We start from the raw sequence: 20442 nt of genomic DNA on the forward strand, positions 1-20442 counted from the left end.
GTCGGCATGCTGCTGTGACCTGGGCGGAACCTGGTTGTGCTCACCTCGCGTGATGAGATGGCTTTTTCGCGCTGCATCGCGGAGGACTCAGCCGCGCGTCCCGCCGCGACGCAGGGCGGTAACCGCGCTCAGGTCCGAGCTTCATGGCGGAGCGCCCCAGGTGAGGCGAAGTGCCCCGTGCAGCCGCCAGCAGAACCGGGAGAATCTGTTATCCCGGACGAAAATGCACCGAGCCGGTGTGCGCCTGTGACGGAGTCGCGACGTCAGTCCTCGCGGGCGCTCGTCGGACGCTCGATCCCGAGCCGCCGCAGCTTCCGGTAGAACGTCGCCCTGGACATGCCCGCCTCGCGCGCGGCCTGGAGCGCGTTCCAGCCGGTGCGCTCGAGCGCGGCAAGCAGCGCGGCGCGCTCGTCGCGCAGGGACCTCGGCGCCCCGCGGCCGCCGTCCCGCGGCCGGGGCAGGTCGACGTCGTCGGGGCCGATCTTGCGGCCGTCGCAGAGGACGACCGCCTTCGTGATCACGTTCTCCAGCTCGCGCACGTTGCCGGGCCAGCCGTGCTGGCCGAGCCGCCGCAGCGCCTCGCGCGAGAGCTGCGGGGCCGGGCGGCCGAGCTGCTCGGCGGCGCGGCGCACGAAGTGGAGCGCGAGCTCGGGCAGGTCCTCGAGCCGGTCGCGCAGCGGCGGCAGGCGGATCTGCACCACGGCGACGCGGTAGTACAGGTCCTCGCGGAAGCGCCCGCGCGCGGTCTCGGCGAGCAGGTCGCGGTTCGTGGCGCAGACGAGGCGGAAGTCGACGCGCACGGCCTCGGCGCTGCCCACGGGGCGCACCTCGCGCTCCTGGAGCACGCGGAGCAGCTTCGCCTGCACCTCGAGCGGCATCTCGCCGAGCTCGTCGAGGAACAGCGTCCCGCCGCGCGCCGCGACCACGAGGCCGGTGCGGTCCCGGTCGGCCCCGGTGAACGCGCCGCGCACGTGGCCGAAGAGCTCGGACTCGAGCAGGGCGGCGGGGAGCGCGGCGCAGTTGATCCCCATGAACGGGCCGCTCTTCCGGGGGCCGGCGAAGTGGATGGCGCGCGCGACGAGCTCCTTGCCGGTGCCGCTCTCGCCGGTCACGAGCACGCTGACCGGCGCGTCGACCACGCGGTCGAGCGTGGCGAACACCGCGCGGAGGGCGGGGCCGCGGCCCACGATGGCGCCGTAGTCGTAGCGGTGCTCGAGGGCCTGCTGGCGGACGAGCACCTCTTCCTGGAGGCGGTCGATCTCGGCGGCCTGGCCGCGCAGCAGCTCCTCGACGCGGCGCCGCTCGGCCTCGAGCTCCGTGGTGCGGCGGCGCAGGTCCTCGACGAGGCGCGCGTTGCGCAGGGCGAGCGCGACCTGGTCGGCGAAGGCGAGGAGCAGGTCGACGTCCTCGGGGGCGAAGCGCGCGCGCCGGAAGCGGTTGTCGAGGTAGAGGGCGCCGAGCACGCCGTCCGGCGAGCGGATCGGCACGGCGATGACGGACCGGAGGCGCATGGCGTGGACCGACGCGTGCTCGCGGAAGCGCTCGTCTTCCTGGGCGTCGACGGTGACCACGGGCTCCTGCGTGGCGATGGCGCGCTCGGCGATGCTGTAGCTGAACTTGAGGTGGCTCCTGCCGACCTTCTCCCGGTCGACGTTGCGGGCGACGGCCACGCGGAGCTCGCCGCCCGGCTGCTCGAGGAGCAGGAACCCGCGCTCGGCGGCGGTGAGGTCGATCGCGGCGTCCATGGCCATGGCGAGGATGTCGGCGGTCTCGACGGAGGAGTTGAGCTTGCGGAACACCTCGAGGAGCCGCTCGAGCTTGGCCGCGCGCCCCGGCGCGGGCGGCGCCTCGGCGGCGCCGGGCGGCGCGGCTGCCTCGGCCGGCGGCGCGGGCCGGGCGGCGCGGCGGCGGGGGTGCATCCAGAAGGCGTGCTGGAGGGCTTCCGGGAGCGAGCGCGCCATGGCGGTCCAGGCGGCGGCCGCGCGCCCCCGCTGCGCCGCGGCGGCCTCGGGCTCGCCGGCGAGCTCCGCGGCGTCGGCGAGGGCGAGGCGGACGTCGGCGACCAGGTCGGGCTGCGCGGCGCGCTCGGCGAGGGCGAGGGCGCGCTCGAGGAGCTCCCGGGCGGCGGCGGGGTTGGGCTGACCGAGGTTGGGCTGACCGGGGTTGGGCTGACCGGGGTTGAGGTTGGGCTGACCGGGGTTGGGCTGACCGGGGTTGAGGTTGGGCTGACCGAGGTTGAGGTTGGCCTCAACGTGGTTGCGGTCGCCGGGCTGACCGAGGTTGAGGCTGGCCTCAACGTGGTTGCGGTCGCCGTCTCCCTCCAGCAGCGCGAGCCGCCCCTCGAGCAGCGCGGCGCGCGCCCCCAGGTCGGGCGCCTCCCGCACGGCCCCGTGCCCGCGCGCCCTGCCGAGCGCCGCCCGGGCCTCGTCCAGCGCCCCGCGCGCCAGGTGCGCCCGGCATAGCTCGAGCTCCTCCTCGACCACCTCGCGCTGCGCCCCCTGCGCCTCGAAGCCGCCCCGCGACCGCTCGAAGCAGCGCGCCGCCTCCTCGGCGTCGCCGGCCGCGAGCGCGCAGTCCCCGAGGACCGACGCCGCCGCCGCCGCGAAGAACGGCGCCCCCCGCCGCGCCGCCTCCGCCTCCACGCGCGACGCCACGCGCCCGGCGCGCTCGAACGCCCCGACGTCCGCCCACAGCTTCGCCAGGTCGAAGTCGAGGACCAGCACCAGGTCCGCCTGCCCCAGGGCCGACGCCAGCCGCGCCCCCCGCTCGTACGCGGCCAGCGCCTCCCCCAGCTCGCCGGACTGGTGGCACGCCGTCCCCACGTTGAGGCTGCACCGCGCCACGAGGTCGCCCAGCCCGTGCTCCTCCGCCGTCGCGAGCGCCTGCCGGTAGCCTGCGAGCGCCGCCTCCAGCTCCCCCGCGCGGAACGCGTCGATCGCCTGGTACGACAGCGCCCGCACCAGCGCCCGCGGCGCGCGCCGGTCGCGGTGCAGCCCGGCCGCCAGCCCCAGGTGCAGCCCCGCCAGCCGCCGCTCGCCGAGGTAGCTCGCCGCCACGCCCACGTCCTCGTGCAGGCTCGCGAGCACCTCCGGGTCGTCGCACCAGCCGAGCGCCGGCTCCGCGCGCGCCCGCGCCTCTGCGTGCGATCCGAGCCGCAAGAGCGCCCGGCTCGCGAGGTCCGCGAGCCCCGCGCGCTCGCGCGGCGTGAGCGCGCCCGCCTCCCCGCCGGCCCGCTCGGCCTCCTCCAGCCGCGCCAGCGCCGCCGTCGGGTCCCCCAGCTCGAGCAAGCACGCCCCGAGCCGCGCCAGCGCCTGCCCCCGCCGCGCCCCCAGCCCCGCCGCCCCGTCCCCCTCCAGGAGCTGCTCCAGCACCTCGCGCGCCCGCCCCGCGCGCCCGCCGCACTGGAGGGTCGACGCGATCTCGAGCCGCGTCACCGCCCCCGTCGCCGCCTCGAGCAGCGCCTCCGCCGCCGCCGCCCACGCCCGCGGGTCCGCCTCGCGCTCGGCCCGCCGCGCCAGGAACAGCCGCTCGGCGGCCGCCGCGTCGCCCGACAGCGCGAGGTGCAGCACCTGCTGCTCCACCCGCGCCGGGTACGCCCCCGCCACGCGCGCGTGCGCCGCCCGGACCGCCTCGCCCCCGAGCGCCTCCAGCAGCGCGGCGATCGGCCCGGCGCGCGTCAGCGTCCACCCCCCCGCCGCCCGCGCCGCCACGCCCCGCGCCGCCAGCTCGGCCAGGTGCGCGACCGGCAGCCCGAGCGCCGGCAGCTCCTCGTCCGCGACCGCGCCGCCCTGCACGGCCAGCGTCGCCACCGCGTCGCGCAGCGACCCCCGCAGCCCCCGCAGCCGCAGCGCGTAGCGCGCGCTCGCCCCCGGCGTCGTCGCGTCGAGCCCGGCGATGTCCCCGCTCTCCCCGAGCCGCCCCGCGGTCACCACGAGGTCCGCGGGCCACCCCGCGCTCGCGCGCCGCACCACCTCGGCCGCGTCGCCCAGGCCGATGTCGTCCATCCAGCGCTGCACCGCCTCGCCCCCGAGCGGCGGCAGCGCCACCTCGCGCGCGCTCCGCCCCGCCTCCGCGGCCACGGCGGCGAGCGGCGCCCGGCCGTCCCCGTGCGGCACGCGCTCGGCCGCGAGGAGCAGGACCGGATCCTCGGGCCCGAGCAGCCGGACCAGCGCCTCGAGCATCTCCCGGTCCGCCCCGGTCACCTCGTCGGCGTCGTCGAGCACGAGCACCAGCGGGTCGGCCTCCGCCCCCGACCGCCCCCGCGTCAGGCGCTCGTGCGCGCGCAGGGCGCCGAGCGCGCCGGCGGGGAGCGCCTCCTCGCCGGTCGCGCGGCGGAGCATCGAGGCGACCGGCGCCGCGGTCCGCGCGAACCCCTCCACGGCCTCCATCCCGAGCTCGGCGTTCCACTTCGCCTCGCGCAGCACGCGGCTCTTCCCGCACCCCGGCTCGCCGGCGATCACGCACAGGCGCGGCCCGCGCTCCCCGCGCTGGAGCGCCGCGAGCGCCTCGGCGATGGCGCGCATCTCCTCGTCGCGGCCGAGGAGGTGGGGCGGCTCCGGCGGCGGCGGGGCCAGCGCGCGCGGCGACGCGCCCACCCAGTCGAGCACCTCACCCGCGTCGGCCGGCCGGTCGCGCGGCTCGGGCCGCACGAGCCGCTCGACCAGCGCGCCCACCGCCTCCGGCGGCGGCTCCGCGAGGAGCGGGGCGATGGCGGCGAGGGTGCGGCCGAGCGAGAAGAGGTCCGCGCGGCCGTCGGCCGGCTCGCCCCGGATCACCTCCGGCGCGAGGTAGCCCTGGGTCCCGGAGACGCCGCCGTCGGGCCTCGCGCCGAGCCGCGCCGCGCACGACAGATCGATCAGCACCGCGCGCCCCGACGCGCCGACGAGGATGTTGGCCGGCTTCACGTCGCCGTGCCGGATGCGCGCGCGGTGGAGGAAGCGCAGCGCGTCGAGCACGTCCACGAACGCGGCCCGCACCTCCTCGAAGCGCCGGCCTGTCACGTACTCGTCGAGGGGCGCGCCGAGCACCGCCTCCGACGTGAAGTAGAACCGCGGCTCGCCAGCTCCGGTTTCCCGGAGCATGCCGAAGTCGTGCACCCGGACGAGGTGGGGGTGGAAGAGGCCCGCCAGCATCCTGAACTCGCCGCGGAAGGCCGCCCGCTCCGCCGTGCGCGCGCGCCCGAGCAGCTTCAGACAGATATCGCGGCCGAGCGCCTCGTCCCGCGCGAGCCACGCCGTGGCGAGCCCCCCGCGCCCCAGGGGCCGGATCAGGCGGTAACGGCGGGCGACGAGCGTTCCTTCGGCCGGGATCACGCGCACAGTGTATCATCGCTGTGCCAGATGAGACAGTGAGACATCTTATGAGACACTTGTGCCTTGGTTTTCGCGCTGATTTCTGTCCCTTTTCGTTCGGCATTGCCCTTGCTCCAAGGCTCGGCATGGCGATGCGGACGACAGCCAGACACGGAGACCGGCGGGGCGCGGTCGTGGCCCTGCTCGCGGTGCTCCTTGGCGGCTGCGTCGTGAGCCCGCAACCGAGCCCGCCGGTCCACGAGCCGTTCCTGGACGGGGGGCTCGTCGGGGTGCCCGAGAGCTTCGTGCAGCAGGACCAGATCTCGATCCAGGGCCAGCCGGGGGCGGTCGAGCCGGCCGAGGGCGTCGTCCTCGTGACGAACCTCGACAGCCTCGACGCCCCGGTGCTCGCGGAGGTGGCCGACGACGGGAGCTTCCTGGTCACCCTGACGGCCTCCGAGGAGCAGGTCCTGCGGCTCCAGGCGAAGCAGGGCGAGCGCCGATCGGCGCCGGTGGACGTCGTGCTCGCGGGGTCGCCCATCAGCGGCACGCACCGGGCGCTCGATCACCTGCCTTGCCTCGAGATCGACACGTGGGTCTCGTTCGAGGGCGGCGCCGGCGCCCGCGACGTGGTCGTCCGCAACACGTGCGCCGAGGACGTCGCCATCGAGGCGCCGCGCCTGCGGCGGGGCGCCGCGCCGTTCAGCGTCAGCCCGGCGGCGGCCTTCGTGGTGCCGGCGGGCGAGACGGGCCTTGTCACCGTGCGCGCGGACGGCGGCGGGGTGGAGCGCGAGGACGTGCTCTTCCTCGACGTCACGTCGCCCGAGCCTGGGCGACGCGCGCTGACGCTCACGCTCTCCGACTGAGCGGTCGGGGAGCGTTCGGGAAGACGACACCGGATCACGCGCCGCGCCTGCGCGCGGCGTCCTGGGCCCCTCCTCGGGAGGGGAGGGGCTCTCTCATGTCTTTCGCCTCGCCGTCCGCGGCGGGCCCTTGTTGGAGGAACATCATGAACGTCCAGAATCGTCTCAAGAATAGCCGTCTCGGTTCCATTCTCTGGCTCGCGCTCTCGATGGCCCCGTTCACCGTGGGCTGTCAGGTGGACGTGAGCGACGGCAGCACCATCGACTCCGACGCGGAGGAGGTGAGGGGCGGCGGCGGGCACGGTCGCGCATGCGGCGGCCTCCGGGGGCTCAGCTGTCGGTCTGGGTTCTTCTGCGACTACGAGGTCGAGGCCATGTGCGGCGCGTTCGACCAGACGGGCACCTGCGAGCGCATCCCCGAGGTGTGCACGCGGGAGTACAACCCGGTCTGCGGCTGTGACGGCAAGACGTACGGCAACGAGTGCGAGGCGAACGCGGCGGGCGTCTCGATCTCGGCGCGCGGCGAGTGCGAGCCGCCGCCGCGGCAGGAGTGCGGCGGCCTGCTGGGCCTCGCGTGCGACGAGGGGTCGTTCTGCGACTTCGCGCCCGACGCGATGTGCGGCGCGGCCGATCAGATGGGCGTCTGCGTGCCCACGCCGGAGGGGTGCACGAAGGAGTTCGCCCCGGTCTGCGGCTGTGACGGCAACACCTACGGCAACGCGTGCATGGCGAACGCGGCGGGCGTGTCGGTGGCGTCGAGCGGCGAGTGCGCGCCTGCGCCGGGCGGCGGTGTGGGCGACGCGTGCGGCACGCGCGGCGCCGCCGAGTGCGCCCCCGGGCTCTTCTGCGACTTCCCGCCCCGGGCCGAGTGCGGCACGTTCGACCTGCCGGGCGCCTGCGCGCCGATCCCGGAGGCGTGCACGTTCCAGTACGACCCGGTCTGCGGCTGTGACGGCAAGACGTACGGCAACGCGTGCGCCGCGAACGCGGCGGGCGTCTCCGTGGCGTCGAGCGGCGAGTGCGCTGCTCCCCCGCAGAAGATCTGCGGCGGCCTGCTGGGCCTCGAGTGCGACGCCGGGCTCTTCTGCAACTACAGCCTCGAGGCGATGTGCGGCGCGGGCGACATGACGGGCGTCTGCGACCCCATCCCCGAGGCCTGCACGGAGGAGTACAACCCGGTGTGCGGCTGCGACGACAGGACGTACGGCAACGCGTGCGCCGCGAACGCGGCGGGCGTCTCGGTGGTCTCGCGCGGCGAGTGCCGCCGGTGAGGTAGCGCCGCGGGAGCCGGCCGGGTCGCGCCCCTCGTGACGTCGACTCGGCGGCTCCCGCCGCTCGCTCCTTCTCCCTGATTCCTCCTGATCAGGAGAAGCCGCACGCGCATGTGCGATTGATGCGGGAGGGCACGCGGCGTATGCCTGCGCTGCCCTCCTTTCTCATGTCTCCCCTGCAGACCTCCTCCGCGTCCTCGCCGGGCGCTTCGTCGCCTGGCACATCCTCGTCTGCCGCGCCGTCGTCCGGCGCGTCCTCGCCTGGGTCGCTGCGCCTCGGGCTGGTCTGGCTGATGGCGGCGGCCTCGGGCGCCACGGTGGCCAACCTCTATTACAACCAGCCGTTGCTCGGGGACATCGCCCGTGATCTCGGCGGTTCGGGCGGCCTGCTCGGGCTGGTGCCCACGATGACGCAGGTGGGGTATGCGGCGGGGATGCTGCTGCTGGTGCCGCTCGGCGACAGCCACGAGCGGCGGCTGCTCATCGTGGTGATGGCGGCGCTGGCGAGCGTCGCCCTGCTCGGCGCGGCGCTCGCCCCGGGGTTGTCGTGGCTGGTCGTGGCGAGCTTCGCGGTCGGCATCACGAGCGTGGTGCCTCAGCTCCTCTTGCCGTTCGCGGCGCAGCTCGCGCCGGACGCGCAGCGCGGGCGCGTGGTCGGGATGGTGATGAGCGGCCTGCTCATCGGCATACTCCTGTCGCGCACGGTGGCCGGCTTCGTCGGCACGCAGCTCGGCTGGCGGGCGGTGTTCTGGCTCGCCGCGGGGCTGATGCTCGCGCTCGGCCCGGTGCTGCGCCTGGCCTTGCCGTCGCAGCCGCCTGTCGCGCCGATGTCCTATACCGAGCTCCTGCGCTCGCTGGGCCGCCTCGCCCGCGACGAGCCCGTGCTCCGGCTGCACTCCGCGCTCGGCGCGCTCACGTTCGGCGCGTTCAGCGCGTTCTGGGCGACGCTCGCGCTGTACCTCCAGAGCCTGCCCGGGCGTCACGGCCCGCAGACGGCCGGCCTCTTCGGCCTCGTCGGCGTGGCCGGCGCCGCCGCGGCGCCGCTCGTGGGCCGCTATGCGGACCTGCGCGGCGACCGGCGGATCAACGCGCTCGCGATCGCGGTGCTGCTCGCGTCCTTCGGGGTGCTGTGGTTTCTGGGAGGGTCCTTGTGGGGCATCGCGCTCGGCGTGGTGCTGCTCGATCTGGGGGCGCAGGCCAATCAGATATCGAATCAGGCGCGCGTGTACTCGCTGCGTCCCGAGGCGCGCAGCCGGATGAACACGATCTACATGACCACGTACTTCGTGGGCGGCGCGGCCGGCGCGTGGTTCGGCACCGCGGCCTGGACGCGCTGGGGGTGGGCCGGGGTCTGCGCGGCGGGCGGGGGCATGTCGGCGACGGCGCTGGCGCTGCTGTGGATCTGGGCGGCGCGGGGGGCGCGGGGAGGGGAGGCCGGCGGAGGCTGAGGGCGGGGAGTGTGGTAGCCTGCACGCCGTCGCCATGAGCACCATGGAAACCAGGGCCGTCCGGGAGCTCGCCGTGTCGAAGCGAGCGTTCTCCGTACCAGCGCGTTCGCTCGAGGATGCGGTCCGCCTCTGCGACCCGTTCAGCCCGCTGGACCCACGCGAGGACGCGCCCCTGCACGAGGACCTGAGCCGGATCCGCGGCGGCGACCGACTCGCCAGGATCGCGCGGAGCATCCGTCGCGCGGGCGGGACGCCCACGCTGCACCTCTTGAGCGGCCACATCGGGGGCGGCAAGACGACGGAGCTCCTCCTGATGAAGAAGCGGCTCGAGTCTGCCGAGGGCGGGGCGGCTCCGGTCACGACGCTCTTCCTCGATGCGGATGCGGTCCTCGACCGGACCGACGTCGATCTCGAGGACATCCTCGTCGCGCTCTGGGGGCTGGTTTACGAGAAGGAGCCAGTCGCCGCCGCGAAGACCCTCGGCGCCATCTGGAAGACCCAGATTGCCGACATCGTCCGCAAGGTGATCGCGAACCTGCCGGACAAGGTGCCCGACGCGGTGAACAAGCTGCTCGGCGACGTCCGCCTCGCGGGGGTCGACCAGAAGAAGACGGTGAGGACGGCCCTCGGCTCCGTGACCACCGCGCTCATCGAGGGGCTGAACCTCGCCTTCGAAGAGATCCGGAGGACGCCGCCCAACGACCCTACCGGCCCCCTCGTGGTGCTGATCGACAACCTGGAGAAGCTCAGCGAGGGGCAGCGCGCCAGCGTCGAGCGGCTTTACCTGGACCGGATGGTTGCGCTGAAGCGCCTCGATGCGCACCTCGTGATCACGGTCCCGCTCTACCTTTGCTACGTGGCGGCGGGCGCCAGCCTCATCGGCCTGTACGGGGGAAATGTCGTGGTCCTGCCGATGATCGAGGTGCGGAAGCGGGCGGCAGACGGCGACGGGGACAATCAGGGTGGTCTCGACGCCCTGGCCCATCTGCTGGAGAGGCGGGTCGCGTTCGAGGAGCTCTTCGAGGAGGGGCGGGCTGCGGCAGAGCGGATTGCGCGGTACAGCGGCGGTTGCATCCGCCACGCGCTGCGCCTCGTGCTCGACGCCGTGAACGAGCACGACCTGCCCAGGGTCACGGCGGCCTCGATCGAGCGCGCGGCCGGTGGCATCCAGGCCGACTTCGAGCGGGCGCTCCCCGAGGCCTATGTGCCCATCCTCCGGCAGGTGGCGCGGGACAACCGTTTCCCCGACGGTTGCGACGACCAGGTCAAGCGAGAGCTGCTCCGGCACCTCTACGTCCTCGAGTACCAGAACGGCGAGCCGGATCCCTGGTGGGCGGTCCACCCGCTCGTGGAGCGGTGCCGCAAGTACCGCGAGAGCGCGTGAGCCAGGGGGCGCAGGGGCCGCTTGCGCTCCTCACCGCAGATTCGGAGCACAACCTCGACGTGCTCCGGCGCGGGCTGCGCCGGGCGGCGAGCTTCGCTTTCTACGTTATCCTGGCCGCGGACGCTGCGCGGGCCGAGGTGCTGCGTCGCCTCCGCGCGTGGAGTGGTTCGGGGGGTGTGCCGGCGCTGCGCTTCTTCGCGGAGGGGGCGGAGGGGGCGGAGGAGGTCGCGCGATTCCTAGCTGTCGCGGACCGGACCCATCCACTCGCAGGTGCGGTGATCCCGGATGGCGTTGCCTTGGTGGAGACCGACGGCGGCGCCGTGGTCGCGTCGCTCAACATGGCGCGCGACGTCCTGGGCAAGCTCATTCGCGGGCCGCTCGTGCTGGTGATCGCGGCGGACCGCGCGGCGGAGCTGTCGGGGATGGCGCCGGACCTGTTCGATGTGCGGGCAGCGACGCTGGAGATCGCATCGGTGCCCGGCGATCCTGCTCCGACGTTCGCGCTGAATTCCGCGGAGACGCGAGACAGGCCGCAGGCGCGGTCACAGGCAGAGCTCCAGGCCGAGGCAGCCCGGTTGCGGGCGTTCGCCGACGACCAGATCCCGGCCGGCTCGCTCGCCGATGCCTGGATCCGGCTCGGCCATGCGTTCTTCGACGCGGCCGAGCTGGGCGAAGCCAGGGCGGCCGCTGAAGAGGCGCGGCGGCTCGCCGAGGGCGTCGGTTACACGAGCGGTGTCGGCGACGCGCTGGCGCTCGAGGCGCAGGTGCTCGAGCAGACAGGGCCTGCGGAGGCATGGGAGCAGGCCCTGCGACGGGCTCTCACGCTCCATCGTGAGGCCGGTGAACCCGTCTGGACCGCGGTAGACCTGTGGAGGCTCGGGCGGGCTGTGGCGTTTCTGGGCCGACCGGAAGAGGCCGAAGGGCTCCTGCGCGAGGCCATCGGCCTGTACGAGAAGCTGGGCGACGCCCGTGGACGCGCCATTGCACTCGGTGATATCGCAGATACCCTTGAATATCGAGGCCAGCTCGATGAATCGCTTCGCATTCGTCAGGAGGCGCTACCAGTCTATGAGCGCCTTGGCGATGCCCGCTCCCGCGCCGTCACGCTGAGCAAGATCGCTGGCGTGCTCCTGGCTCGAGGCAAACTGGATGAGGCCCTCCACCTCCTTGAGCACGAAGTGCTGCCTGCATTCGAGCGCCTCGGCGATGTCCGAGGCAAGCTTGTCTGCCAGACCAACATGGCCATCGTTCACCTCGAGCGTGGCGCCCCCGGCGACCGCGAAGCCGCCGCCGAACTCCTCCGTTCTGCCGGTCGCGACGCCGAGCATCTTCGGGTACCCGAGGCGGCGATGATCCGCGAGCTGCGTCGCAACGCTGGTCTGGACCCCTGAACCCCAAGCACGGCTCGCGTCTCGCCGTGGCGCAGCGGCGCAAGGCACCCGTCACACTCTCGACCTGATGCGATGCGGCGCTCGTGCGCACATCGACGATCTGACCCCCGGTCGGCAGTGAACGGGTCCACCTCGATAGAGCGGCATCGGTTCGGGCCTCTCGAAGGGCCGGATGTCGCCGCCCGCACCGCGGTCCCGCCGAGGTGTTACCGATCGTAACACGGCATCACCGAACGAGCCCACTCGCGCATCCCCCGCCGGTGAAACGTGTAGGCCCTCCAATTCTCGTGTGGTACAGCAGAGCGCGCGTGTGAGGAGCAATGGCATCGACTCGCGCTCTCGCGCGCGCCGCCCGACACCGACGGCGGGCAACGCTGCCATCTGATTGAACTCTTTGACCGGCCCGGTTGCCGCATCATGCAGGGCGGGGCTCCGTCTGGATCTGCCGATCTTGCGCCGGATGGGCTGAAGGGGCAGAGGGCTGGGGCGCTGCGCCGCGGGGGAACTCGGGCGATCACGAACGGAGCAACCTTTCGAGGGTTGATGACCATGCGGAAAATTTTCTGGGCCCTTCTGTTTCTATCGGTCGCCGCCTGCGGCGATGACACCTCCGGATCCTCGGCTTCGACCAGCACCTCCGGTTCGACGGCCGCGTCCGGCTCCACCGGCGCGCCGACGACCTCCAGCGGCACCACCGGCCCGGGCAGCACCGGGCACGGCGGCGGCGGGGAAGGCGGCGTCTCCGGCACCGGCGGCGCCGGCGGCGCGACAGGCACCGGCGGAGCGCCGGGCGAGGGCGGCGGCGGCGGCACCCCCGGTGACCGGCGCTGGGTCGGCACCTGGACGACCGGCCCGCAGCTCACCGAGACCCACAACAACCCGCCGGAGCCGGGCCTCGCCAACAACACCCTGCGCCAGGTCGTGTATACCTCGATCGGCGGCAGCAACGTGCGGCTGCTGCTCTCGAACGAGTTCGGCGACGGGCCGGTGACCATGCAGTCCGTGCACATCGCGGACTCGACGACCGACGACGGCATCGACGCGAGCACCGATCAGGCCCTGACCTTCTCGGGCGCCGCGTCGGTGACCATCCCGGTGGGCCAGGCCGTCTTCTCCGATCCCATCGATTACAACCTCAAGCCCGTCAGCAAGCTCGCGGTGACCATCCGGTTCGGCAACGTCCCGGCCGGGATCACCGGGCACCCGGGCTCGCGGACCACCTCGTATATCCAGACCGGCGATGGGGTCTCGTCGGCGACGCTGGCCTCTCCGGTGAAGACCGATCACTGGTACTACATCACCGGGCTCGACGTGATGGCCGACCCCTCGGCGGCGGCGATCGTCATCCTGGGCGACTCGATCACGGACGGCCGCGGATCGACCACGAACGGGAACAACCGCTGGCCGGACTTCCTGTCGCGACGGCTGCGGACCAACATGGGGACCGAGGACGTGGCCGTGCTGAACCTCGGTATCGGCGGGAACAACGTGCTGTCCGGCGGGCTCGGGCCGACAGCCAAGGCCCGCTTCCAGCGCGACGTCCTGGAGCAGCGCGGCGCGCGCTGGCTGGTCATCTTCGAGGGCGTGAACGACATCGGGACCTCCGCCGCCGGCTCCGGCCCGACCGTCGCGGACGGCTTGATCTCGGCCTTCGGCGAGTTCATCGACAAGGCCCACGACAAGGGGATGCTCGTTTACGGCGTGCCCATCCTTCCGTTCAACGGCCACGACTACTACACCGCCGAGCGCGAGGCCGCCCGTCAGGAGGTCAACGAGTGGATCCGCACGAGCGGCGAGTACGACGCGGTCATCGATCTGGACGCGGCGGTCCGCGACCCCAACGATCCTTCGAAGCTGCAAGATAGCCTCGACTTCGACGATTGGCTGCACTTGAACCCGACGGGTCTCGAGACGATGGCGAAGGCCGTCGACCTCTCGCTGTTCACCAAGTGACGTCGAGGTAGCTCCGGGGAGCACGGCCGGGCGTCTCGAGCTCGTGCGCGCCCGGCGAAGACCACCCGCTCCCCCGGTTAAGAGCGGGTGGTGACCCCGACCGTCGCGCGGCGCTGCGCCCGGTGACAACCGGTGCCCGCCGCCTCGATCGATAATCGAACACGTAAACGCCCGATCTGCTGCATGTTCACGCTTTGCGTTGTGCGTCCGCACGTCGTCAGCCGTTGCGGTCCTGAGTCGCCCTGGCTGGAGGCGGAGGCATGAGCCGGATCCTGCTGGTGGAGGACGAGGTCGTCATCCGGACGGAGCTCCGGCGGCTGCTCGCCCGCCACGGCCACGAGGTGGTCGAGGCGGGGTCGATCGCCGAGGCTGCGGCGGGCTGCGATCTGCGCGCGTTCGATCTGGTGCTGGCCGACGTGCGCCTGCCCGGCGAGCCGGGGACGGAGCTCGTCGGCCGGTGCGGCGCCGCGCCGGTCTTGCTCATGACGAGCTACGCCACGGTGAAGGCGGCGGTCGAGGCCGTGAAGCGCGGCGCCGCGGATTACCTCTCGAAGCCGTTCGATCACGACGAGCTCGTCTCCTGGGTCGATCACCACCTCGCCGTCGCGCGGTCCGGTCAGGGCGCTGCGCCCGTCGAGGTCGCGCCGGGCGCCGCGCCTTCAGCGCCGCCCGCACCTTCCACGCCGCCGGCCCCGGCCGACGACGAGCTCGAGGGGCTTGTCGGCGGCTCGGCGGCCATGCGGGAGGTGTTCGCGCTGGCGCGCAAGGTCGCGCCGAGCGAGGCGACGCTGCTCATCCTCGGCGAGGGCGGCACCGGCAAGGAGACGCTCGCCCGCGCCGTCCACCGGCTCAGCCCGCGGCGGCAGCTCCCGTTCGTTCCGGTCTACTGCGCGGCCATCCCCGAGGCGATGATGGAAGGCGAGCTGTTCGGCCACGAGCGCGGCGCCTTCCCCGGCGCGCACGCCGCGCGCGCGGGGCTCTGCGAGGCCGCGGAGGGCGGGACGCTCCTGCTCGACGACATCGCCGAGCTGTCCACGAGGGTCCAGGCGCGGCTCCTGCGCTTCCTCCAGACCGGCGAGGTGCGGCGCGAGGGCGCGAGCCGCGCCCGTCGCGTCGACGTGCGCCTCATCGCCACGACGCAGCGGGATCTCGTGCAGATGGTGCGCGACGGGTCGTTCCTGAGCGATCTCTACTTCCGGCTGCGCGTCCTCGAGCTCCGCCTGCCGCCGCTGCGCGAGCGGCCGGGGGACGCGGTGCGCATCGCCGAGTCGCTGCTCAGGCGGCGCGCGTGGACGACGGCGCAGACGCCGCTCGCGCTGTCGCGGGAGGCGCGCGCCGCCCTCGCGACCGCCCCCTGGCCCGGCAACGTCCGCGAGCTCGAGGACGCCGTTCACCGCGCCATGGTCCTCGCCGGGCGCAACGAGATCGAGCTGGTCCACCTCGGGCTCGACGCCGCCCCGCCGCCGCCCGCTCCGTACGTGGGCGCCCTCGAGGCAGAGTCCCCTTCCGACTCGCTCGAGGGCTATTTCCGCCGCTTCGTCCTGGAGCACCAGGCCGCGCTGACGGAGACCGAGATCGCCCGCCGACTCGGGATCAGCCGCAAGACCCTGTGGGAGCGTCGACAGCGGCTCGGGATACCTCGGCCGCGCTCCTGACGGATCGCAGGCGGGTCATTCGACGCTCGCCGCGGGCGGCCCTCCCCGGCAGCTCTATCCGCGGCTCCGCAGGAGCGCGCGCGTCTCCATCAAGATCTTCCCGAGCATGTTCCTGCCGACGCCCTCGGCGCCACATCCCCAGTAGTAGTCCGAGGGGGAGCTCTCGACGATCTCCTCGTCGCCCGTCGCCAGCAAGATCTCCCGGATGTCGGCGTGGGTCTCGAATTTGCGCAGGACCGCGCGCCTCATCACGTCATCCTTGACGCTCTCCCAGTCCGTGCGGAGCGGGAGCCGCCGATCCCGGCCCATCTCCTTCGCGAGCCTGGGCGTCGCGGCGAGGCGTACGCGCTCCTCGTGCTCGGTGCCGGCGAACCTCTGGGCCTGGAAGTAGTGCTCGACGGTGGGCCAGTAACGGCCATCCACCGCGAAGCCGTGGAGAGAGAAGTTCGAGAAGCAGCCGTACTCGTCCCTGGGAACGTAGAACGATAGGACCATGATGGCTCCTCTGACACCGGCTCACCGGCTCCCCGCCGCGACGCGGTCGAGGCGAGCGCTGCCCTGTCTCGTGTGAGTGCATTCACGGGCGTGTGGCCTCGCACGGCGCGAGCCTATCACACGCTGGAGGGCGGCGGGCGCGGGGCGGGTGACGTGGTCGATGCATGTGGACCGGACGCGCGGCGGCCACGGCGACTGCCCACGTCTCCCCGACATGCCGCCTTCCGGGCTGTCGGGCGCGCGCGCTCGGCCTGCCGCGACCCGGGCTGTCGGGCGCGCGCGCTCGGCCCGCCGCGACCCGGCTGCAGGGCGCGCCCGCGAAAATTGGTTGCATACCTAATCGTTTCGGGTCAGGGTTGCCGGGTGTTCGACCACTGCCTGTACTTCAACACGACGTCGCTCGCCCGGCTGCTCGAGCGCGCGTGGAGCGCGGCGTTCGCGCCGTTCGAGCTCACGCCGCCGCAGGGCTTCCTGCTGCGCGTCGTGCTCAGGCGCCCGGGGCTGTCGCAGCGCGAGCTCGCCGAGATCATGACGATCTCGCGGCCGACCGCCACGCGCATCCTGGACGGGCTGGTCGGCCGCGGGCTGGTCGAGCGTCGGACCGGCGAGGCCGACGCGCGCGAGCAGCACATCCACCCGACCCGCGCCGCCGAGCAGATCGCGGACGCGCTCGACGCGGCCAGCGGCGAGGTCACGAGGAAGCTCAAGCAGGTGCTCGGAAAGCAGGTGTTCGAGCAGGCCGTCGGGCAGCTACGCGGCATCCGCGCCGCCATCGGATAGCCGCCGCGCGCCCGGGCCCCGCCGGCTCGTCCTGATAGTTAGCTTGCTAATCGATTGCGACCGGACAACGACAAGGAACGGAGAACCACCATGCCCATCCTCAACGTCAAGATCAGCGCCCAGCCCAGCCCGGAGCTCGTCCGTCAGGTGACCGAGACCTTGCTCGACCTCACCACGCGCATCCTGCACAAGAAGCGTGAATTGACCGCCATCACCTTCGACTTCGTGCGCCCCGAGCACTGGGTGGTGGGCGGCAGGACCCTCGCCGAGCAGGGCAAGCGGAGCTTCTACTTCGATATCAAGATCGTCGACGGCACCAACACGAAGGACGAGAAGGCGGCCTACGTCGCCGCGGCCTTCGAGGCGTTCGCGCGGCTGCTCGGCGAGCTGCACGACGAGAGCTACATCCACGTGCACGACGTCCGCGCAGACGCGTATGGCTACGGCGGGCTCACGCAGGAAACTCGCTACGTGCGCAGCAAGCTCCAGCCCGGGTGAGCCGCCGGGCGCGCCGACATCGACGCCGCGAGGGCGCGGCGCGGCCTGGTGATCCGGTCGGGGAGGCCTGGTAGAGGTGGAGCAGGAGGCTCTCCCTGAAGAACCCTCGGCGGCTCTCGCCCTTCCCGTTGGCGCTCCTCGCGATCTCGTGTGGTCCCGCCGGCGGACCGGCCTCCGCGGCGCTCGCGCCGGCTTCGATCGCCATCCCACCGGCCCCGCCGGAGGCGCCGGTGCGCGCCGAGCCCGCCGGCCCTTCCGTCGACCCGTCGGCCCCGCTGGCGTTGCCGGCCGCCGCGATGCCGCCTGCGCCCTGGGTCGAGCCGCCCCTCGGGGAGCAGGAGCGCGCGCGGGCCGAGCGGAACCCGTTCAGCGAGCACCGCGAGATCGCCCTCGGCGCGCGTGTCGCGGTCTTCGCCGCGCCTGGAGACGGCGCCGGCGCCCCGGGCGGAGCCGGCGCCGCAGGCGGAGCCGGCGCCCCGGGCGCAGTCGGCGCCCCCGGCGCAGCCGCTGTCGGCGCCTTCGCCGTCCACGAGGACCTCGGCGTCGTCGGCCCCTTGAGGCTGCCCGCGGGCTTCACCTGGGTCGGCCTCACCGGCCAGCGGGACGACGCCCTCCACGTCGCGACGCCCGACGGCGCGCTCCACCGCGCCGCCGACGTCCGCGCCGCGCTCCGGCCCGACGGCTTCGAGCGGCGCGGCAGCGTCGCCGGCGCGACGGCCTGGGACGCCGCCGGCGGCCTCATCGCCGCCGCGGCGGGGGAGCGCGTCAGCGTCTCCGCGGACGAGGGCCGCACCTTCACCTCGGCCGTCGTCGCGCCGGGCAAGACGGTGCGCGCGGTGCTCGTGCGCCCCGACGGCGCGCTCGTGGCGCTCGTCGCCGCCGCCGCGGCGCCCGCGCGCGGCCGCCCGGCGTCTCCGGCGTCTCCGGCGTCTCCGGCGCGCCCGGCGCGCCCGGCGCCCCCCGCCGCGCCGGACACGTTCATCTCGTCGGATCGCGGCCAGACCTGGTCGCGCTCCACGTTCCAGCCGCGCGCGGTCGAGCGCGCGGGCTCCTGGATCTGGAACGGCGACCCTGTCTGCCCCGCCGTGCTGAGCCGCGACGGCCGGGCGTGGACCCGGGCCGCCCGCGCCGACCTGCTGCACGGCCTGCCGACCTTCGGCGCCGCGCTGCACCTCTCCGACGCGATCCGGGCCCGCGAGGCCGGCGCCCTCCGCTCGGCCCTCGTCCCGCCTGCGCCCGAGCCGCCGCCGCGCGGCGCTGCGGCGGTCGGACGGGAGCCGCCGTGCAAGGACGACGCGGGCGCGGGCGGCGTCATCGGCGGCCTCATGGGCGGCTACGGCGTCTCCTGCGAGGGGGCGCTGTGCCTGCTCGCGGTCCTCCCGCCGCGGCCGCCGCCGACGCGCACCTGGCTCGCGGCGTTCGGCGACGGCCTCTGCGATCCGGCGCGCGTGCCGCCCGGCGCCGCCTGCGCCGCGCACCTCGCGCGGCCGCCCACGTTCGCGGTCGTCGACCAGCGCGCGGGCGCCGTGGCGCCCGTCGCGGCGCCGGAGGGGTGCGCGCAGCCGGTCGCGCTGCGCAACGCGGCCGGCGTCGGCCTGCTCGTCTGCCGCGGCGGAGGCGGGGTCGCGGCGCTGTTCGTGCGCGGCGCGCAGGGCCCGTGGCGCGCCGAGGGGTCTCACGCGATCCCGGCCGACGCCGTGGAGCACCTCGCCGCGGCGCCGGACGGCACGCTGCTCCTGGTCGGTCCGACGCCGCCCGCGAGCGCCGCGCGGCGCGAGCCGCTGCAGCTGCTCGTGCGCAGCCCGCTGCCGCTCGGCGCGCCGCAGGCGTGGCGGCGCGTCGTGGTGCCGGACGGGGTCGCGGCGCTGCCGGCCCCTGGCGGCGCCGCGCTCCTCGTGAGCTCGCCCGCGGACTCGGCGGGCGGGCGGCTCGACGTGTCGCTGGATCGCCCGGGTCACCCGGCGCTCGCCCTCGCGCGCGGGGTCGAGGTGTCCCAGAACCTGACGAAGGTCGAGGTGCAGGGCGGTCGCGTGCGGTTCCGCGTGCTCCCGAAGCCCGCGCCGGAGCTCCTGGGCAAGCGCTGGCTCTCGCTGTCCGGGCCGCGCGACGAGCGGTGGCACGTGCTGACCCACGGCGGCGCGCTCGTCCCGGAGGCGCCGCCCCCGGAGACGCCGGCCGACGGGCGCCGGTTCGGCCCCGCGGGGCGTTAGCGCCCGGCACGATGTCGTATCGTGGTGGCCAAGATCACGCCCCATGAGCGACATGACTCGACGAAGGCCAGGTGCGCCTCTGGGATCGCCTGCATCTTGAGGTCCCGTTGCTGGAATTGAGCACTGGCTGTCCGTGGCCAGACGTCTGGCTGTCCGTGGCCAGACGTCTGGCTGTCCGTGATGCGACGTCCTCGAAGGCTGGTGTGTCGGCGCCGAGAGCGCCTGGTGCGCGATGAGGTCCCCCGACGGCCCATGGCCTGCTGCCGGACTGACGAGACCGTTGTTGCCGAGCCAGCGAGATGAACGTCCCAGACCACCACTCCATCGCGCTGGTAGCTTGCCCTCCCGTCCGGTGCCCGGAGCCATCGACGGCATGGCTGGCGCCGGCCACCATCGCGGTGGAGCGTGCCACCTCGACCACTCGGAGAATCCGCCCGACCTGCATCCCCAGGCTGGCGATGTACTCGCGTACGTCCTATGCGTGCGGCGTGGTGAAGGAGGGACGGCAGCGAGCCGCGCCCTTCTTCAGCACAGGAGGGGAATTTCGTGAATCATGCCAAGATCGCCACGATGAGCCTGGGCGCAGCGCTGGCGCTGGCGACGAGCGCTGCGGCCGCTCAGCCTGCGGAATGCACCACCCCGGCTGCGAAACAAACCTATGAGGCCGCGAAGAAGATGCGCGAGCGGTTCCTCGAGCAGCTCTTCGAGACATCGTTCGGATGTCGTGGCTTTGAAAAATTCGCGAAGAAGGTGGACGAGCTGACGGCGGGCATAACGGCCTCGGATCCTTGCGTGGTGGCAGGAATGCGCGATGCGGCCACCAGCACCATCAACAATCTCTTCTCCAGGTGTACCGGCTCCACATCCGAGGTCGAGCAGCCGCCCTTCTCGGAGTCGGAGTCGGAGACAGAGGCGCCTCTGTCGACGGGGGAGTGCGCGAAGAACGGCAAGGAGATCGGACTGATCTCCGCCGCCGCCTATTGCGAGATGATCAGGGGAGGAGCGCCAGAGCCGCCCCCGCCCCCGCCGCTATGCGATCTGATCGCCGCGCAGGCGTGCAGGAATGCGTTCATGGAGCATGTCCGCACGAGCTGTGCTACCGATCGGGCCAACCCGAGCTTGTATAACAAACTTGTCGAGTCCGCCTGCGCCCCGCCCTCCATGTGAACACAATCGGTCGCGCTCGCCGGTGCTCTTCGATGC

General features: G+C 73.7%; 13 protein-coding genes. 11 read left to right on the forward strand and 2 right to left on the reverse strand.

Going from position 1 to position 20442, the window contains the following annotated elements; translation table 11 throughout:
- Positions 1–263: 263 nt before the first annotated feature.
- Positions 264–5312: a sigma 54-interacting transcriptional regulator gene (locus tag WME96_RS13390; RefSeq protein WP_437290520.1), complete on the reverse strand. Its 5049-nt coding sequence runs from the start codon at positions 5310–5312 to the stop codon at positions 264–266.
- Positions 5313–5443: 131 nt separating this feature from the next.
- Here WME96_RS13390 and WME96_RS13395 point away from each other — a divergent pair, with 131 nt between their 5' ends.
- The 7 genes from WME96_RS13395 (at position 5444) to WME96_RS13425 (ending at position 15256) form a co-directional block, all read left to right on the forward strand.
- Positions 5444–6157: a hypothetical protein gene (locus WME96_RS13395; RefSeq protein ID WP_437290521.1), complete on the forward strand. Its 714-nt coding sequence runs from the start codon at positions 5444–5446 to the stop codon at positions 6155–6157.
- A 143-nt stretch (positions 6158–6300) separates the two neighbouring features.
- A complete protein-coding gene (locus WME96_RS13400) occupies positions 6301–7425 on the forward strand; it encodes a Kazal-type serine protease inhibitor family protein (RefSeq protein ID WP_437290522.1) in 1125 nt (374 codons plus the stop codon).
- Positions 7426–7718: 293 nt separating this feature from the next.
- Positions 7719–8873 carry an MFS transporter gene (locus WME96_RS13405; protein ID WP_437292313.1) on the forward strand — a complete coding sequence of 385 codons (1155 nt, stop codon included), beginning with the start codon at positions 7719–7721 and terminating at the stop codon, positions 8871–8873.
- A 34-nt stretch (positions 8874–8907) separates the two neighbouring features.
- The gene (locus WME96_RS13410) at positions 8908–10257 is read left to right on the forward strand and encodes a hypothetical protein (protein WP_437290523.1); all 1350 of its coding nucleotides are present in this window, start codon (positions 8908–8910) and stop codon (positions 10255–10257) included.
- Positions 10254–11648, forward strand: coding sequence for a tetratricopeptide repeat protein (locus tag WME96_RS13415; RefSeq protein ID WP_437290524.1), 1395 nt, complete (start codon positions 10254–10256; stop codon positions 11646–11648). Before WME96_RS13410 ends, WME96_RS13415 begins: the two co-directional genes overlap by 4 nt.
- Positions 11649–12197: 549 nt before the next feature.
- Complete coding sequence (locus tag WME96_RS13420) at positions 12198–13601, forward strand: SGNH/GDSL hydrolase family protein (RefSeq protein ID WP_437290525.1); 1404 nt, start codon at positions 12198–12200, stop codon at positions 13599–13601.
- Positions 13602–13861: 260 nt separating this feature from the next.
- Positions 13862–15256 carry a sigma-54-dependent transcriptional regulator gene (locus tag WME96_RS13425; protein WP_437290526.1) on the forward strand — a complete coding sequence of 465 codons (1395 nt, stop codon included), beginning with the start codon at positions 13862–13864 and terminating at the stop codon, positions 15254–15256.
- Between the two features lie 54 nt (positions 15257–15310).
- On the opposite strand, the gene WME96_RS13430 is transcribed toward WME96_RS13425, so the two are convergent.
- Complete coding sequence (locus tag WME96_RS13430; RefSeq protein ID WP_437290527.1) at positions 15311–15751, reverse strand: NADAR family protein; 441 nt, start codon at positions 15749–15751, stop codon at positions 15311–15313.
- A gap of 363 nt (positions 15752–16114) precedes the next feature.
- Between WME96_RS13430 and WME96_RS13435 the strand changes: the two genes are divergently transcribed.
- The 4 genes from WME96_RS13435 (at position 16115) to WME96_RS13450 (ending at position 20406) form a co-directional block, all read left to right on the forward strand.
- Entirely contained in the window at positions 16115–16531 is a 417-nt protein-coding gene (locus tag WME96_RS13435; RefSeq protein WP_433935852.1) for a MarR family winged helix-turn-helix transcriptional regulator, read from the forward strand.
- Between the two features lie 90 nt (positions 16532–16621).
- Positions 16622–17029 carry a tautomerase family protein gene (locus WME96_RS13440; protein WP_433935853.1) on the forward strand — a complete coding sequence of 136 codons (408 nt, stop codon included), beginning with the start codon at positions 16622–16624 and terminating at the stop codon, positions 17027–17029.
- Between the two features lie 230 nt (positions 17030–17259).
- Complete coding sequence (locus tag WME96_RS13445) at positions 17260–19239, forward strand: hypothetical protein (protein ID WP_437290528.1); 1980 nt, start codon at positions 17260–17262, stop codon at positions 19237–19239.
- A gap of 546 nt (positions 19240–19785) precedes the next feature.
- Positions 19786–20406, forward strand: coding sequence for a hypothetical protein (locus tag WME96_RS13450; protein ID WP_437290529.1), 621 nt, complete (start codon positions 19786–19788; stop codon positions 20404–20406).
- Positions 20407–20442 lie beyond the last annotated feature (36 nt).

The sequence above is a fragment of the Sorangium sp. So ce406 genome (genome assembly GCF_051474675.1).
Lineage (GTDB): Bacteria > Myxococcota_A > Polyangia > Polyangiales > Polyangiaceae > Sorangium > Sorangium cellulosum_G.